The sequence below is a fragment of the Spirochaetae bacterium HGW-Spirochaetae-1 genome (assembly GCA_002839375.1).
GTDB lineage: Bacteria > Spirochaetota > UBA4802 > UBA4802 > UBA5550 > PGXY01.
Genome location: PGXY01000010.1, coordinates 218,721 through 233,984 on the forward strand (window position 1 = coordinate 218,721; position 15,264 = coordinate 233,984).

The following is a 15,264-nucleotide window of genomic DNA, read 5'->3' on the forward strand; positions in this document are numbered from 1 at the left end:
AAGGAGTATTTTCAGATGTAACTCAGATTTATTTTTGCAGGGATCAGGAGTCCTTCTGCCATTTGAACATGAGAGAGCCCAGGGTTATAAAGATAATGGACATGACTGCCAGAGTTATGAAGTGTTCCCTTACCTCCATGAGACCGGCGCCATCGTTCATTATCATGCGCGAACTGTCAATCATGTGGGTCAGGGGAAGTACTTTTGAAAAACCCGAGACCCAGGGGTGGGCTCCTTCCAGGGAAAACCAAACCTCGGACAGAAACATCATGGGCCAGGTAATAATATTCAATATCCCCCCGGCGAATTCCTCGCTGCTGCTTCGGGCAGCGACGAGGAGGCCCAGGGACACCATGCTGAAGCCTCCCAGGGCAAAGGAGAGGAAAAGGTTCAGGTAGGAACCGCGGCACTGGAACCCGTAGATGAGGGCGCATCCCGCGTACACGATGAATGTGGTGAGGAGAATAACGGCCATGCGAGAAACGATCTGGGCCGTGAGGAATTCGAAGGTGCGTACCGGTGTGACGCTGAATCTTTTCAGTACACCGTTTTTTCTGTAGCGCACCACAACGTATCCCACGCCGAAGAGGGAGCTGAACATAATGTTCATACCCAGGATGCCCGGGAAGAGCCATTCCACGTAGGGTATTTCTCTTCCGGTTATATCCTGCCTGGTGTAATGGCCGGGGCCAATCTCAGCGCTTGATTGAAAAAGCTTTTCAACAATATATCCCTTGGGGGAGGTTTTGCTGACCCAGTATTCTCCTCTTTCCGGACTGACAAGGAAGTCGATGCGGTGGTGCTCAAGCCTGTTCATACCCCGTTCGAGAGAATTGAAATCGATGAATTCAATGAAACGGGTTTTTCTGAAGTGCTCATATCGACCGGCAAATTCGGGTTCAACGGGAAGGGAGTTCGCTGAGGTTTCTTTAAGAACACCAACTTTGTACAGCACCTGCTTGTCCTGGTTGAAGATCAGGCTGAAGCCGAAAATGATCATGAAGGGAAAGAGGAGGTTCCATCCCAGGGCGGAGCGGTCGCGGTAGAATTCTTTAGTACGGCTTGATATGAGTGCGCAGAGACGTCGTATCATGGCGGTGTTCCTATGTCCGTAGTTCCTTTCCCGTGAGCTTGAGAAAAAGATCCTCAAGGTTTTGGGAACGGACGGTGATATCGGATAAATCCACATTGCTTTTCATGAGGGCCTGCAGGCATGTGTTGAGATTGTCAGTCTGGATTTCATACCCGTCGTGTATTTTAAAATACCGGCACGGAAGGCTGCAGAGGTTCTCCTCATTTATGTCATTCCGGATGACAATGATAGTCCTGTTAGCGTGTTCTTTCAACAGTTCCGACGGGGAGCCCATGGCGATTATTTTTCCCGTGTCCATTATGGCTATGCGGTCGCATAGAAGTTCCGCTTCCTCCATGTAATGAGTGGTGAGGATGATGGTCTTGTTCCGGCTTTTAATGTCTTTCACGATATTCCAGAGGTGATGGCGTGCCTGGGGATCAAGTCCTGTCGTTGGCTCGTCCAGAAAAAGCAATTCGGGATCATTGGCCAGGGCCATGGCCAGGAGGAGGCGCTGTTTCTGGCCCCCCGAGATTTTTCGGTTGTCCCTGTCCAGGATTTCTTCCAGGCGGCAGATGGCAATGAGTTCATCCATATCGGCCTTTCGCGAATAGAGTTTCCGGAACATGACGAGCGTTTCCCTCACGGTAAGATACTGGGGAAGCTCCGTGTTCTGGAATTGAATTCCCGCTTCCTCCTTGAAGCCGGCCAGCCGGGGTTTTTCCTTGTATAAAATCTCCCCGCCGGTCTGTTTCAGGATTCCCTCGATCACTTCGATAGTCGTGGTTTTCCCGGCGCCGTTGGGTCCCAGGAGCCCGAAACAGATACCGGGCTCAATGGCGAAGCTTATATCGTCGACGGCGCGGACTTCACTGTAATCCTTCACCAGGTTTTTTATTTCCAGTATGTATTTCATGGGGGTTGCTATACTTGTTCCGGCAGAGAATTTTCTCTCAAATCGGTCATGCAAAACAGTTATCATGGATCGTTTATAATAATCCAGTACTTTTTTATGCACCATATCTTAAATAGTAGGAGGTAAAATATTGATATCGAAAAAATTTACTGTTGAACAGGGGTGTATTATGGTGTATACTTATGGAAATAAGGACGGCTGCTCAGGCAGGGGATGAAGACCTATTATGTCCCGTGGACAATGAACCCTCAAAAAGGGACTTGTGATAAAGCAGTGTACTGAGTATGAAGAATATAGTAATAATTGAACATGAAGTACAATTTTCCCGGGAAATTATTCCCCTTCTTCCCGGAGACAGTTATGTTGTGACCGGAATCGTCAGGAATCCCCGAGATTGGCACTCCTGCATCGAGGAGGCGAATCCCCATGTCATCATCGCCGATGGGTCTCTTCCTTATGACAGCCTTTGGCTGCAGGCTATCTCATCTTTTGTTGATGGAAAAAATCCGCCAATTATCTTTATCAATGACACAGTGACCGATCAACCGCACGCCGGCAGACCTGATCTTGGAATGTCGGGAATACTGCTGCGGCCTCTCAGTGCCGAAAGACTTAACACGGAAATAAATATCTCTCTTTCAAGAAAGGCCTTCTGTGATAGAATGATAGATGAGCGGAGCGAAAATGAAAACCGGATGGAAGAGTCCCTGAAGGAGAAGGAACTGCTGCTCAGGGAAATTCACCACCGCGTGAAGAACAATATGCAGATAATATCAAGCCTCCTGGATCTGCAGTATCACCGTATCATCAACATAACGGACAGGCAGCTTTTTCTCGACAGCCAGAACCGCGTCCGCGCCATGGCACTGGTACATGAAAAGCTGTATCAGTCCGACAGTATGACCAACATAGATTTTGAAAATTATATACAGGGACTGATCAGGGAATATAATGATACACTGAGCAGTATGACAAAAAATGTGGTCATTGATATACGCGTGAAGGATGTTTATATGGATATCAATGACGCCATTCCCTGTGCTCTCATTGTCAATGAGCTGCTGACCAATTCCCTGAAACATGCCTTCCCCGGAGGGAGAAGGGGTACGATCTCCGTAGATTTTTATGTAGATGAAGAGGGTTTGTATTCGCTGACCGTTGCCGATGACGGCGTGGGGATACCCCGGGAATTTGATATTAAAAATAATGACAGTCTCGGCATGCAGCTCATTCATGCACTTACTCACCAGTTGAAAGGATCTATCAGCTGTGATTCGGGTTCCGGTACAAAATTCATGCTGTCCTTCGGGAAGGGAGGGAAAGCGGGGCCTTCCGCAGCCAATTTGTCCGGCAGGGACGCCGGCGAAGTGCGGAATATAAAAATCCTCATTGTTGAAGATGAAAGAATCACGGGCATGAATATGAAAGCCATGTTGATCAGGGCGGGATACGGCGTTTCCCGTGTCATTTCCCGGGGTGCCGATGTGCTGCCCGCCGTGATATTGGAGAAGCCCGATCTGGTCCTTATGGATATATTTCTCGAAGATGATATGGACGGCATTGCCGTGGCAGGGGAAATGAAAAAACAGTTCGATATACCCGTGATATTTATAACGGCAAATGCCGACCAGGAAGTAAAGCAGCGCGCCCTTGCGACTAATCCGGTGGCTTATCTTCATAAGCCCATTGATAAAGTCGAGCTTGTTGGCGCGGTGTACAATGTAATGAGAAAAGACGCTGACTGACGAAATGCACTATTGTGCTGTCGCTATTTTTGCAGGTAAAAACAGGTATCCCTGTCTCATTCTGATCCATATAGATGTAACATTTTCCGCTGTACGATGTCTTTTAATATTGTATCCACTGGTGGCATTCTCATGCCGCCTGCAGGATATATGTTAATTACACCTCTATTTTTAAATTAACAGTTTCAAGATTGCCGGGTGTTTCATTCCCCTGCCAGGGATAATGCACCCGGCAATCAATTAATAATCATATGTCTGGAAAAAACGGCCCATGAGCGGGAGCCGCAGAGGAGAATTATGTACTTTAAAAAGCTGCGTGATTTTTCGAGAAAACATGATATATTCAGCATAATCCTGACAATTTTATTCATGGTTTTCATCAGGACAACTGTTCTGGGCAATTATGCCGTTGATACGGGCTCCATGAATCCCACGATTCGGGAAGGGGATAAATTTTTTTCCAATAATGCGGCCTACGGTCTGAAGATACCCTTTACAAAGCATGATATAGTACTATGGGATTCTCCTTCACGGGGTGACATCATTGCTTTCCGATATCCCGGTGATGAATCGGTCAATTATACGAAGCGGGTTATCGGTGTGCCCGGCGATGAGATCGCGATCAGCGGCAGGGTAGTATATATCAATGGGAAAAAGATTCCCCGATCGTTCATTTCACGCGATGAAAATACGGAAATTTTTCTGGAAAAGCTTAACGGCCGGGAGTACCTGGTGCAGAATTATCGCCATGTCAATGGAAAAGAGAACATGAAAAAATTCACGGTTCCCCAGGGGGCGCTTTTTGTCATGGGTGATAACAGGGATAACAGCTTTGACAGCAGGTACTGGGGGTTTGTCCCCGTAGAGAACGTTCTCGGGAAGCTGGTATTCCGCTGGACGTCTATTGATCCTGACACCTGGTCCATACGATGGGAAAGGATCGGCAGGTTATAAGGGAACAGCCGCATGAGCGACACGCTGTACCGGGAATTCGGCAGGCATCTTGATGAGCAGGCCGTTGGATTCCCTGCCGCCTCATCAGGGGCTCACATCAGGCTGCTGAAGGGCCTCTATACTCCTGAGCAGGCCAGGACAGCCATGGCCCTGGATTACCGGTTCAGGTCTATCGCTGATATTGAAAAGCGTTCGGCCGCTTCGGGATTTGCCGGGCAGGAACTTGCTGATCGCCTGAAAGAAATGGCGGCCCGGGGCCTCATCGGATTCCGCACCCAAAAGGGCGTTGCGCAGTATGCCATTATCCCCCTCATAGTTGGAATTTACGAGGCCCAGGTCAACTGGCTGTCCCCTGACTTTTTGCGGGATTTTCATGATTACACGTCAACGCTTTCCTTCGGCCTCTCTTTTCTCAACGGGGGCATGCAGCAGATGCGGACAATTCCCATAGAGGAGAGCCTCGACAGCAGACAGGCCGTGGCTCCCTGGGACGATGTCCGGAAAATAATCGAAGCTGCAACCGGTCCCTTTGTCATCAATGAGTGTATCTGCCGGAAGTCCAGGAGCCTGGAAGGAGAGAGCTGCAAAGTGACATCGCGGCTCGAAACATGCCTGGCCATTGATTCCATGGCGGAGCAGTGCGTTGAAATGGGCATTGGCAGGACAATCGATAAAAAAGAGGCCTTGAGCATTCTCGGGGAAAATCAGAAGGAGGGGCTGGTTCTCCAGCCCTCGAATACGCAGAAAGTGGAATTCATCTGTTCCTGCTGCGGATGCTGCTGCGGTATGCTCCGCATTCAAAAGCGCCTTCCCGTTCCCGTGAATTTCTGGGCCGCCAATTTTCATGCCGTGGTGAATGACGACGCCTGCGTCGGCTGCCGAATCTGTCTTGAAAAGTGCCAGGTCGATGCCATTGAGCTCAATAAAAAAACGGACAAAGTTGAAATTGACGCAGGGCGCTGTATCGGGTGCGGCAACTGTGTCCCGGCCTGCACGAGCGGTGCCCTTACACTGGGCAGGAATATAAATGAGGCCGTACCGCCCGAGACATCGGACCGGCTCTATGACGGACTGAAAAACCGGAAAAAAAGATTCTGGGGCAACCTGCGGTTCGCCGTAAAAAATCTTTTTTTTCAGTAACCCTGCATAAAAAAATTTCAATAGGCAAGCTTCTCCTTCGTGTTATAGATAAAACAACAAGGAGAATCGCATGAACACTGCAAAGAAAAAAATCATTGAATTCATCAAGTCCCTTCCCGACGATTTCAGTCACGAATCCATTATTCTGACACTGGTGATACAGGATATGGAAACCCGTGGTATTCCCTTTCCTGACCTGGACAGGATGGCCGCAAAGGTCAGAACCGATAAGGATTTCCTGGCCATGAGAAAATTCCGCCAGTAGGGGGCGGAATCAGAGACCTTTGAACTTCGGCTTTCTCTTTTCCAGGAATGATGTTACTGCCTCGGCATGATCTTCCGTGTGTATGGCCTGGTACTGGTAGGCAATGGCCGGGTTCAGGGTCTCTTCCAGGCTTAAATCGCCAAACTCCTGGATAGCCCGTTTCATTATTCCCACCGAAGCGGGGCCCCTGGAAAGTTTTGATGCCAGCTTTTCCGCCGTGGGCAGAAGTTCAGCGGCGGGCACCACCTGCTCAACGAGCCCGATGCGCAGGGCTTCACGGGCATCGATGAGGTTTCCCGTATAGCACATTAATTTGGCCATGCCGGTTCCCACAATTTTGGGAAGAAGGCACATGCCGATTTCCGGAACCAATCCCATTTTGACGAAAAATTCCCCGATTTGCATGGTTTCCGAGGCAATGCGTATATCGCAGATAAGAGTAAGTTCCATGCCCGCACCCAGCGCGTATCCGTTGATGGCCGCTATAGTGGGAATATCCATATTGTAGACGCCCATGTACAGTTCACTCAGTTCCAGAAAATATTTTTTAAAGTCAGCCATGCTCTTGCCGCGCAGGGGATTGATATCCTGTTCCACGTCTCCGCCGGCCGAGAAGTGGTCCCCTTTTCCCGTGAAAATAACGGCCCTGAGGTGTGAATCATTTTTGATATTACGGTATACTTTCTGGAGAGACTCAAAGAGCTCGGGGCCGAAGGCGTTGAGTTTTTCCGGATTATTGAAAGTGACGATGGCGTAATTTTCTTTCCTGGTGACCAGGCAGCTGCCGTAATCCGTTACCTGCTCTTCCATGAGGGCCTCCTTGTCGGAAAATGAGGAAACTATAATATGTATATTATATTGTCATACAATAATACAAATGTAATGCAATTGTACCGGTTGTGTCAATGTTTTTTCCTGCCATATAGGGGGACTTTCTTTATTAAGAAGATAGTAATAGTATTAAACCCCTCGCAGGGGTGGCGACTATCCATTTATGTATCGCTTAATTGTCTTCGCCGGGGTATTCCCGTCGCTATTTTTTAATAACCCGACTATCTGTGCTAAAATTTCCGGAAAAAGTATTTACAGCAGTGGACTCATACTTTACCCGTGATGTCAGGATATGATGATGGATACGGGTAAAACAAGAATCGCTGTTTTCAGCGACACGCACGGCAACCGGGCATCGATGGGGAAGATGATCCTGGCCTGCGGCCCCTTTGATTACCTGTTCCACCTGGGCGACGGTGTTGAGGATGCCCGTGCCGTTGCCGTGGACGCGGGTATTCCCCTGACGGGTATCAGCGGCAATGAAGATCAGGGATCGCAATTCCCCCGGAAGCAGAAAGTCCCGGTTCAGGGAAGGAATTTTCTGCTCATTCACGGCGATCAGTTTGATATTACACCGTATCATTCCGGTGAAGTGCTGGAAGGCCTGTATGAAAAGATGGCCCTCATGACCCAGATCGAGGGGTGTGATATCCTGCTCTTTGGCCATACCCACAAGCCGCTCCTGGCGGAACGGAACAATATCATTCTCTGCAATCCTGGAGACCAGTATATAGGTTCACCATCGGCCCCCACCTTTGCCGTAATAACCATTGATGAGGCGGGGATCTCCTTCAGGATAGTGCAGGAGAAAGGGAACGGGGATTTCCTGGAGATCCAATCCCTGGAGCGCAGGGGCTCATCCTTTTAAAAAAAAATGTCCTGGATGATATAGCTTTCTCGGTCCGGTTTGTCCTTCAGATGATGCAGGGCCTCTTTATATGTTTCGCATTCATGTTCTTTTGTGTACGATATATTCCTGCTTTCATCCATCACTACTCTCAAAATGAGATATTTCCTGTTCATATACACTCCGGTTGATATTTCTTTATATGTATTATAATATACAAAAGGAAATTAAAAATAGGCCATTCCGTATTAAAAAAAAAGCTTAACCGGGCGGTAAAAATTAATTTATTTGGAAATTTATCATAATAAAGTAAAAAAAATATTGTAATATTATATAAAAATTTGTACTATTCATGAACTATTTCATTATATCGGAATAATGTATGATATACCTGGTTGGCATTGACCACCTGATCCAGTATGAAAACCGTATCGTGCCCGAGAACCTGTTCAATACCTTCAGGGAATCCATGAAGAATATTATTCAGTACCATAGTATTGACCTCATTGCTGAAGAGTTTCACGAAGAATACCTGGAACAGGTTTATTTTTCCCGCGAGGCCACCCTGCGTGCCCTGGCCCGTGAACTGGGAAAGGACCATCTCTTTTGTGATCCCGGCGATGGGGACCGCCGGCGGCTGGGAATCCCTTATTACGCTGAACAGAAGGATGCTGTGAAGCGGCGCTACGGTGTCACCGGGACCTTTGTTTTCGATGAAGAGCTGCGCAGAAAAATACAGGAGGATACGGACAGAGAGGTCGTACGATACTGGGATATTCGCGAGAATTTCTGGTTTGAAAAACTGGCGCCTCACCTGGCACGCCGTATTCTTTTTGTCTGCGGTCATGAGCATGTGAAAAGATTTAAAACTTTGCTGGAAAATATGGGACAATCGTGCATGATTGTCGTGTTCTTCTGGGAAGGCGACTATTTCAGGTCACTGTGATATGTCCATGCATGTGCAGTACACCCTGAGTATAATATGGACTGGAATATATTGATTCTGTAGCGATAAAAGGAAGTCGGTGAGAGACCCATGGATGACGGAATTCACGACATAGACTTTGATGATGATGAAACAAGCGTGCAGGAGAAGAAAAAGGGGCCGCTGAGCCGGCCGCCCCGGTGGAGGGACATCCATCCCGCATTGCAGATTTTTCTCCTTTTTGTTGTGAGCACGCTCATGTACAGGGGCTATTCCTTTGGAAGCCTTTTTCCCGCCAGCGGTGAAGCGGTTTTCTCCGGGCATCAATACTGGAGAATTCTAACGTCCCTTTTCACCCATTCGGGCATGACGCATCTTCTGTCCAACTCGTGGCTCTTTATCATATTCGGATGGTTCCTCCGGACCTATTTTGGAACGATTGTTTTTCCTGTTCTGTCCCTGGTACTGGGTATGGCAGGAACCTGGATCACCCTTCTGTTCTATGATCCCACGGTGAACCTCGTGGGAGCCTCGGGGATGATTCATTCCATGATTGGGCTCTGGATCGTTCTGTATGTGCGGTTTGACAGCGATCATACGGTTCCCATGAGACTGTTCCGCGCCGTGGGTTTCTCTCTCGCTATGCTCATTCCCTCAACGGTGCAGGCCGAAGTGAGCTATACGGCCCATGGCGTTGGCTTCATTCTCGGCATTGCAGGAGGCTTGCTCTGCTCTCCCTTTGTCAAAACCGGGATGAGCCCTGAAGCTGACGAAGGTGATATCAATGACAGATCTGAAACGAATTAAAAAAGGATACAGGGTCGGGGCCGTACTCTTTGATTTTGACGGCACACTGACGAAACCGGGGCACCTGGATTTCCCTGCCATAAAAAGAGAGGTGGGATGTCCCGATTCCATGCCGGTGCTGGAATTCATCGAGGCCATGCCGGACGGTGATGAAAAGAAACATGCCATGGGCATACTGGAAACCCATGAGAGCGAGGCCGCGGCCCGGTCCGTTCCCAATGACGGAGCACGTGAAACCCTGATGCTGCTCAGGTCCCTGGGGATACGGACGGGCATTATAACGCGGAACAGCCGGAAGGCCGTGGATACGGCCCTGGGGAACTTTACCGGCGTTGACACCGCAACATTTGATCTCATAATATCCCGTGATACGTCCGTGAAACCGAAACCCCACGAAGAAGGAGTGGTCCATGCCGCGAAACTTCTGGGAATATCAGCGTCGGATATTCTCGTTGTGGGTGATTATATCTTTGATATCGAGGCCGGTAACCGTGCCGGCTCCACAACGGTTTTTCTCACCAATGGCGGCGAGCACAGGCCCGATGAAACGGACAGTCATTTCATCATATCGAACCTGGGAGAACTGGAAAACATCGTAAGAATGGGACTTCCTTTGCAGAGCGGAAAGCTGCCCAATGATCTGCTGCGGCTTTTCCTGGCAGAGTTCAAAATTTGCGACAGCTCCGTCATAATCAATCCCGGGATCGGCGAGGACTGCGCGGCCGTGGATATAGAGGGAGAGGATATCCTCATACTCAAATCGGACCCCATTACTTTTACGGCGGAATCGGCGGGCCGGTATGCAGTGCTGGTCAATGCCAATGATATCGCTACCTCGGGAGCCGTACCGCGATGGTTTCTCACGACTCTCCTTTTCCCTTCCGGGACCACACCCTCGCAGATATATGAAGTCATACGTGATCTTTTCGTCATAGCTGAAAGCCGTCATATCACGCTCTGCGGGGGACACACGGAGATCACCGATGCTGTCACGCGCCCTATTGTATCGGGAATGATGGCGGGCCTTGTTGCAAGGGAACGCCTCCTCGAAAAGAAGAATATGCGGAGCGGAGACAGTATCATCATGACCAAAACCGCGGCATTGGAAGGGACTTCCATCCTGGCCAGGGAATTTGCCCCGGAGCTGACTGAGAAAGGGATGAGCCGCGGGGAAATAGAGGAGGGCCTGGCATATGTCGGAAAGATCAGCATCCTGGAGGAAGCGGCCCTGGCTGCATCGTTCAAGGGAGTCAGGGCTCTGCATGATGTTACTGAGGGAGGAATATCCACGGCCCTGGCTGAATTGGCATCGGCAGGGCGTCATGGAATCAAGGTGGATATGGACGCCATTACCCGTTCCGACCTGACGGAGTGGATGTGCCGCCTGCTGGGAATTGATTCCCTGGGACTCATCGGCTCGGGCAGCCTGCTCATCTGCTGTGACGGAAAAATTGCAGCCCCTCTTATGGAAAGCCTGAAATCGGCGGGGATAGGGGCGGCATGTATAGGCACGGTGCTGGGCGAGGGCGAAGGTATTCTGGCTATGCAGGGCGGCACTGAAGCGCAGTGGCCCCTTTTTGAAGTCGATGAACTGGCACGGCTTTTTCGGGAAAAGGCGGAGGCCGATTTCTGATATATCAGGAAACGATTTGACGGATACGGAAATATCCTGCATATATTAAAGAGGACAGAATATACATATTTCAGCGGAGGAGCATCATGGATAATAATCTTGCATGTGTCGGTCTTACCATACTCGATATTCTGGGCAGGCCTATAGATGAAATACCACCGGGAGGGAAAACCACTATTATTCAGCAGATACGCCTTACGGCGGCCGGCACAGCGGCGGGACCTGCCGTTATTGCCGCCAGGCTTGGCGTGGAAACAGCCCTTGTGGGCGCCATCGGGAAGGACGATATGGGCGGGTTCCTCACCATGGCGCTGGAAAAAAACGGTGTCGATGTTTCATACCTTCAGCGCAGGGACGAGCTGCCCACGGCGGCAACCATGCTGGCCGTTAAAAGCGACGGGCAGCGGCCCAATTTCCATGCCATCGGATCGTCCATACTCCTGGAGATAGACGGCAGGACCAGGGATTTCATCACGAACAGCCGCTATATTCACTGGGGCGGCGTGGGAACCATGCTGAAACTCGATGGAGGCCCCGGTCCTGAAATCCTGAAAGAGGCCCGGCAGAAAGGGGCAACGGTTACCTGTGATTTTATCGCGCCCAATGACGGTACCTTGAATGGATTGAAACTGGCAATGCCCCATGTTGACTATTTTATGCCCAGCCTGGAAGAGGCCATGGAGGTTTCGGGAACCAAGACTCCCGAAGACACGGCAAAATATTTTCTCGATCTGGGAGCAGGGGCCTGCATCTTCAAATGGGGAGCAAAGGGCTCATTGCTGGCCACTCGGGACGGCCAGACGCTCATTCCGGCTTTTAAGGTTGAGGTCGTGGACACAACGGGATGCGGCGATTCCTACTGCGCGGGCTTCATTGCGGGCCTGAGCAGGGGATTCGACGTGGAAAAATCATGCCGTTTCGCCACGGCCGTTTCGGCCCTGGTAGCAACGGGCCTGGGAAGCGATGCCGGTGTTGTTAATTTCGAAGAAACCGTGAAGGCCATGGCGACCTTTCAGCCCCTGACATAAATTTTAGCCGGACATTTGACCTCACCCCCCGGCCCCCTCTCCTGAGAGGCGAGGGGGAGGAAGAAAAAAAGAGGACCCTGTGCGGGGCCCTCTTTTTTTTGCATGTATTGAAAATTACTTCTGCATATATTCGAGAGTGATCTTCAGCATGCGCCGTATGGGTTCAGCCGCGCCCCACAGGAGCTGGTCGCCCACGGTGAAGGCCGTCAGGTATTCGGGGCCCATGTTGAGTTTTCTGAGCCTGCCGATGGGAACCGTGAGGGTACCGGAGGTTTTCACCGGGGTGAGTTCCTTCACGGTCTCTTCCTTCGTGTTGGGGATGAGCTTGACCCAGTCGTTGGCCGAGGCGATGATCTGCTCTATTTCTTTCAGGGGAACGTCTTTTTTCAGTTTTATCGTCAGGGCCTGGCTGTGGCACCGCATGGCGCCGACGCGGACACAGATACCATCGATGGGCACGGGCCTGTCCTCGCGTCCCAGTATCTTGTTGGTTTCAACGAGGCCCTTCCATTCTTCCCGGCTCTGGCCGTTTTCCACGGCCCGGTCGATCCAGGGAATCAGGCTGGCAGCCAGGGGCACACCGAAATTATCTACGGGCATAGAACCGTTGTTCAGGGTCTCCGTGACATTACGGTCCAGGTCAAGTATGGCCGATGCGGGGGCATCGAGCAGGCTTCCCGCTCTTCCGCTTATGACGCGCATCTGGTCCACCAGTTCGCGCATGTTTTTAGCACCGGCGCCCGAAGCGGCCTGGTAGGTCATGGAGGTAATCCACTCGATCATGTCTTTCTGGAAAAGCCCGCCCAGGGCCATGAGCATGAGTGAAACGGTGCAGTTGCCGCCGATATAGTCCTTAACGCCCCCGGCAAGGGCCCTGTCTATAACGTCGCGGTTCACTGGATCGAGGATGATGATGCTGTCCTTTTCCATCCGCAGGGTCGATGCCGCGTCGATCCAGTATCCCTTCCATCCTTTTCCGCGCAGTTCTTTATAGGCCTTGCCCGTATAATCGCCGCCCTGGCAGGTTACAATGATATCCATGGCGGAAAGTTTATCATAATTATATGCGTCTATAAGAGGCGGTGTATCCAGACCTATTTCCGGCCCCTTCTGTCCCACCTGGGAGGTTGTGAAAAAGAGGGGTTCAAAGCCCTGGAAATCTTTTTCTTCCAGCATCCTGTCCATGAGGACAGAACCCACCATTCCTCTCCAGCCGACAAATCCAACTTTTAACATGGTACGATCCTCGAATATTTTAATATTGAGGGAGCCTTCAGACATTAACTCCAAAGACACCCAATAAATAAATCATCAAAACAGTAAAATTTTAATTAATGAATGGATATGTCCGATTTTCGTCAATACTTTATTGGGAAAACAGTGATAAATCAACATAAAAGGGCCAATTTTCAGTAAAAATTAAAATCGCGTGCCTTTTTAAAAATATTGACACATTCATACCATGAATGTACTTTGTCTTTCATTCAATTTCGGGGTGTGGCTCAGCCCGGTAGAGCGCGTGGTTTGGGACCATGAGGTCGGAGGTTCGAATCCTCTCACCCCGAATGTCGTACAATTTTGCGCCAGTAGCTCAGTTGGATAGAGCAACGGCCTTCTAAGCCGTGGGTCAGGGGTTCGAATCCCTTCTGGCGTACTTTTAAAAAAGCCTTTTCCTGTTCGGGAAGGGCTTTTTTTATTTTCATCAGCTATACCTATGCCGCCAACGGCAGCGAACGATTTACCATGGGATGCAACGCTTCGGGCAACCATGGATTACGACGCCTCGAACCGCATCCGCAAAGTCACGGACGGATCGAACCAGGTCGTGGGCGAGTACTATTATGATGACCAGGGATTCCGGGTCCGCAAAGTCTCGCGCCGCACCGTAGCAGGAGAAGACCGGCAGATAGAGGTGCTGTATCCGTCCATGTATTTCGGTATAGAAAAACAGTACACGACAGGCGGCACTGAGATCGAAGAAAGCCACTGCGCCGTGAACAATGTGTACCTCAATGGTGTGCGGGTAGCAGTCGTGGCCCCTTCGGGCCAGGCACTATATTACTTGACAGACCAGGTTGACTCGGTAAAGGTAGTGGTGAACGATTCGGGTCTGCCGATAAAACGGTTCGAATACTTACCTTACGGAGAAACGTGGTTCGAGGAGGGAGAGGGGAGTCACGCGCCGAAGTACAACTCGCAGGAACTGGATTTAGAGACCGGGTACTATTTCTATAATGCGAGGCACTACGATCCGGAGATATCGAGATTCGTAACCGCCGATAACGTAATTGATGGTGAGTACGATACGCAGGGGTGGAATCGGTATTCCTATACGAAGGGGAATCCGATACGGTATAAAGATCCGACGGGGCACAATAGTGTAATATTGCAAGCAAGAACGGGTGCCGATTTTGTTGGAGGAGCAACTGGAGATAAATTAAATGAGCCAGCTGGGCATACGGGGGTATTACAAGAGTATGAAGATGATGAGGGGAATTCAAAATGGATGTATTTTTCAAGAAATCAAAAATTAGCAGAAGATGGCTCTTTAAAAGCTGGTTCTTATAATGTTCACTGTGAATCCTTTGATAGCCCAGAAGATTTCTTTAGAAGACAATCTGAATTGGTTGATGAAAGAAATGAAATAGAAAGGAGACTTGCGAAAGGAGATGATGTTGATAAAAAAAGATATGATTATTTAGAAAATTATACTTACTATGATAAGAATAAAAAAGAGGCAAGAGTAAGATATGATGAAGGAATCGAAATTTCAACAACTCCTGATGAAGATAAAGAGTTGTATGATTATTTTGAATTAAATCAAGATGCTCCATATCGTTTGGTAGGTACTAATAATCTTAGTTGGAAACAAAGGGGTGCTATCTTGTATGGTACTATGGGGCTGGGATTATGGCCGATACTCTATGGTGCAATTACAGATAGTAATAATTGTAAAGATTTGGTAAGAAGAGGACTTGAAGAAAATACTAAATATAGAAGTGATGACTCTTTGAAACCCAATAATTGGTACGATGATTTTAAAGAGAAATATAATAATGATATTGTAAAAGAATATCATGCAGAGGATTACTAAATAAACA

At 49.3% G+C, this 15,264-nt stretch carries 14 protein-coding genes and 2 tRNA genes; 12 read left to right on the forward strand and 4 right to left on the reverse strand.

What is annotated here, in order from left to right; translation table 11 throughout:
• Window positions 1-43: 43 nt before the first annotated feature.
• Both CVV44_19840 and CVV44_19845 read right to left on the reverse strand, forming a co-directional pair.
• Complete coding sequence (locus CVV44_19840; protein PKL35781.1) at window positions 44-1,093, reverse strand: ABC transporter permease; 1,050 nt, start codon at window positions 1,091-1,093, stop codon at window positions 44-46.
• Window positions 1,094-1,103: 10 nt separating this feature from the next.
• Window positions 1,104-1,988, reverse strand: coding sequence for an ABC transporter ATP-binding protein (locus CVV44_19845; protein PKL35782.1), 885 nt, complete (start codon window positions 1,986-1,988; stop codon window positions 1,104-1,106).
• Window positions 1,989-2,272: 284 nt separating this feature from the next.
• Here CVV44_19845 and CVV44_19850 point away from each other — a divergent pair, with 284 nt between their 5' ends.
• From CVV44_19850 to CVV44_19865, 4 genes are all read left to right on the forward strand, one after another.
• Window positions 2,273-3,733 (forward strand): hypothetical protein, encoded by a 1,461-nt coding sequence (locus CVV44_19850; protein PKL35783.1) that lies wholly within the window; start codon window positions 2,273-2,275, stop codon window positions 3,731-3,733.
• Between the two features lie 297 nt (window positions 3,734-4,030).
• Window positions 4,031-4,687 carry a signal peptidase I gene (gene lepB / locus CVV44_19855; protein PKL35784.1) on the forward strand — a complete coding sequence of 219 codons (657 nt, stop codon included), beginning with the start codon at window positions 4,031-4,033 and terminating at the stop codon, window positions 4,685-4,687.
• Window positions 4,688-4,699: 12 nt separating this feature from the next.
• Entirely contained in the window at window positions 4,700-5,827 is a 1,128-nt protein-coding gene (locus CVV44_19860; protein ID PKL35785.1) for a 4Fe-4S ferredoxin, read from the forward strand.
• 70 nt (window positions 5,828-5,897) lie between these two features.
• Window positions 5,898-6,092 carry a hypothetical protein gene (locus CVV44_19865; GenBank protein ID PKL35786.1) on the forward strand — a complete coding sequence of 65 codons (195 nt, stop codon included), beginning with the start codon at window positions 5,898-5,900 and terminating at the stop codon, window positions 6,090-6,092.
• Window positions 6,093-6,101: 9 nt separating this feature from the next.
• Here CVV44_19865 and CVV44_19870 read toward each other — a convergent pair whose 3' ends face one another.
• The gene (locus CVV44_19870; protein PKL35787.1) at window positions 6,102-6,902 is read right to left on the reverse strand and encodes a hypothetical protein; all 801 of its coding nucleotides are present in this window, start codon (window positions 6,900-6,902) and stop codon (window positions 6,102-6,104) included.
• 313 nt (window positions 6,903-7,215) lie between these two features.
• Here CVV44_19870 and CVV44_19875 point away from each other — a divergent pair, with 313 nt between their 5' ends.
• The 5 genes from CVV44_19875 (at window position 7,216) to CVV44_19895 (ending at window position 12,163) form a co-directional block, all read left to right on the forward strand.
• Complete coding sequence (locus tag CVV44_19875; protein ID PKL35788.1) at window positions 7,216-7,791, forward strand: hypothetical protein; 576 nt, start codon at window positions 7,216-7,218, stop codon at window positions 7,789-7,791.
• A gap of 361 nt (window positions 7,792-8,152) precedes the next feature.
• Window positions 8,153-8,716, forward strand: a complete 564-nt coding sequence (locus CVV44_19880; GenBank protein ID PKL35789.1) for a hypothetical protein — start codon at window positions 8,153-8,155, stop codon at window positions 8,714-8,716.
• A gap of 90 nt (window positions 8,717-8,806) precedes the next feature.
• Window positions 8,807-9,502 carry a rhomboid family intramembrane serine protease gene (locus CVV44_19885; protein ID PKL35790.1) on the forward strand — a complete coding sequence of 232 codons (696 nt, stop codon included), beginning with the start codon at window positions 8,807-8,809 and terminating at the stop codon, window positions 9,500-9,502.
• Window positions 9,480-11,135, forward strand: coding sequence for a hypothetical protein (locus tag CVV44_19890; GenBank protein ID PKL35791.1), 1,656 nt, complete (start codon window positions 9,480-9,482; stop codon window positions 11,133-11,135). Before CVV44_19885 ends, CVV44_19890 begins: the two co-directional genes overlap by 23 nt.
• An 86-nt stretch (window positions 11,136-11,221) precedes the next feature.
• Window positions 11,222-12,163: a kinase gene (locus tag CVV44_19895; protein ID PKL35792.1), complete on the forward strand. Its 942-nt coding sequence runs from the start codon at window positions 11,222-11,224 to the stop codon at window positions 12,161-12,163.
• Window positions 12,164-12,277: 114 nt separating this feature from the next.
• Here CVV44_19895 and asd read toward each other — a convergent pair whose 3' ends face one another.
• The gene (asd, locus tag CVV44_19900; GenBank protein PKL35793.1) at window positions 12,278-13,399 is read right to left on the reverse strand and encodes an aspartate-semialdehyde dehydrogenase; all 1,122 of its coding nucleotides are present in this window, start codon (window positions 13,397-13,399) and stop codon (window positions 12,278-12,280) included.
• 255 nt (window positions 13,400-13,654) lie between these two features.
• Here asd and CVV44_19905 point away from each other — a divergent pair.
• The 3 genes from CVV44_19905 (at window position 13,655) to CVV44_19915 (ending at window position 15,257) form a co-directional block, all read left to right on the forward strand.
• Window positions 13,655-13,728: transfer RNA gene (locus CVV44_19905), tRNA-Pro, on the forward strand.
• Window positions 13,729-13,743: 15 nt separating this feature from the next.
• A tRNA-Arg gene (locus CVV44_19910) sits at window positions 13,744-13,817 on the forward strand.
• Between the two features lie 60 nt (window positions 13,818-13,877).
• Window positions 13,878-15,257, forward strand: coding sequence for a hypothetical protein (locus CVV44_19915; protein PKL35794.1), 1,380 nt, complete (start codon window positions 13,878-13,880; stop codon window positions 15,255-15,257).
• Window positions 15,258-15,264: the final 7 nt, after the last annotated feature.

Excerpts from the sequence above, each read along its gene's own strand:
- CVV44_19840 (PKL35781.1), bottom strand. The coding sequence starts at position 1,093 with ATGATACGACGTCTCTGCGCACTCATATCAAGCCGTACTAAAGAATTC.
- CVV44_19845 (PKL35782.1), bottom strand. The coding sequence starts at position 1,988 with ATGAAATACATACTGGAAATAAAAAACCTGGTGAAGGATTACAGTGAA.
- CVV44_19850 (PKL35783.1), top strand. The coding sequence starts at position 2,273 with ATGAAGAATATAGTAATAATTGAACATGAAGTACAATTTTCCCGGGAA.
- lepB (PKL35784.1), top strand. The coding sequence starts at position 4,031 with ATGTACTTTAAAAAGCTGCGTGATTTTTCGAGAAAACATGATATATTC.
- CVV44_19860 (PKL35785.1), top strand. The coding sequence starts at position 4,700 with ATGAGCGACACGCTGTACCGGGAATTCGGCAGGCATCTTGATGAGCAG.
- CVV44_19865 (PKL35786.1), top strand. The coding sequence starts at position 5,898 with ATGAACACTGCAAAGAAAAAAATCATTGAATTCATCAAGTCCCTTCCC.
- CVV44_19870 (PKL35787.1), bottom strand. The coding sequence starts at position 6,902 with ATGGAAGAGCAGGTAACGGATTACGGCAGCTGCCTGGTCACCAGGAAA.
- CVV44_19875 (PKL35788.1), top strand. The coding sequence starts at position 7,216 with ATGATGATGGATACGGGTAAAACAAGAATCGCTGTTTTCAGCGACACG.
- CVV44_19880 (PKL35789.1), top strand. The coding sequence starts at position 8,153 with ATGATATACCTGGTTGGCATTGACCACCTGATCCAGTATGAAAACCGT.
- CVV44_19885 (PKL35790.1), top strand. The coding sequence starts at position 8,807 with ATGGATGACGGAATTCACGACATAGACTTTGATGATGATGAAACAAGC.
- CVV44_19890 (PKL35791.1), top strand. The coding sequence starts at position 9,480 with ATGACAGATCTGAAACGAATTAAAAAAGGATACAGGGTCGGGGCCGTA.
- CVV44_19895 (PKL35792.1), top strand. The coding sequence starts at position 11,222 with ATGGATAATAATCTTGCATGTGTCGGTCTTACCATACTCGATATTCTG.
- asd (PKL35793.1), bottom strand. The coding sequence starts at position 13,399 with ATGTTAAAAGTTGGATTTGTCGGCTGGAGAGGAATGGTGGGTTCTGTC.
- CVV44_19915 (PKL35794.1), top strand. The coding sequence starts at position 13,878 with ATGCCGCCAACGGCAGCGAACGATTTACCATGGGATGCAACGCTTCGG.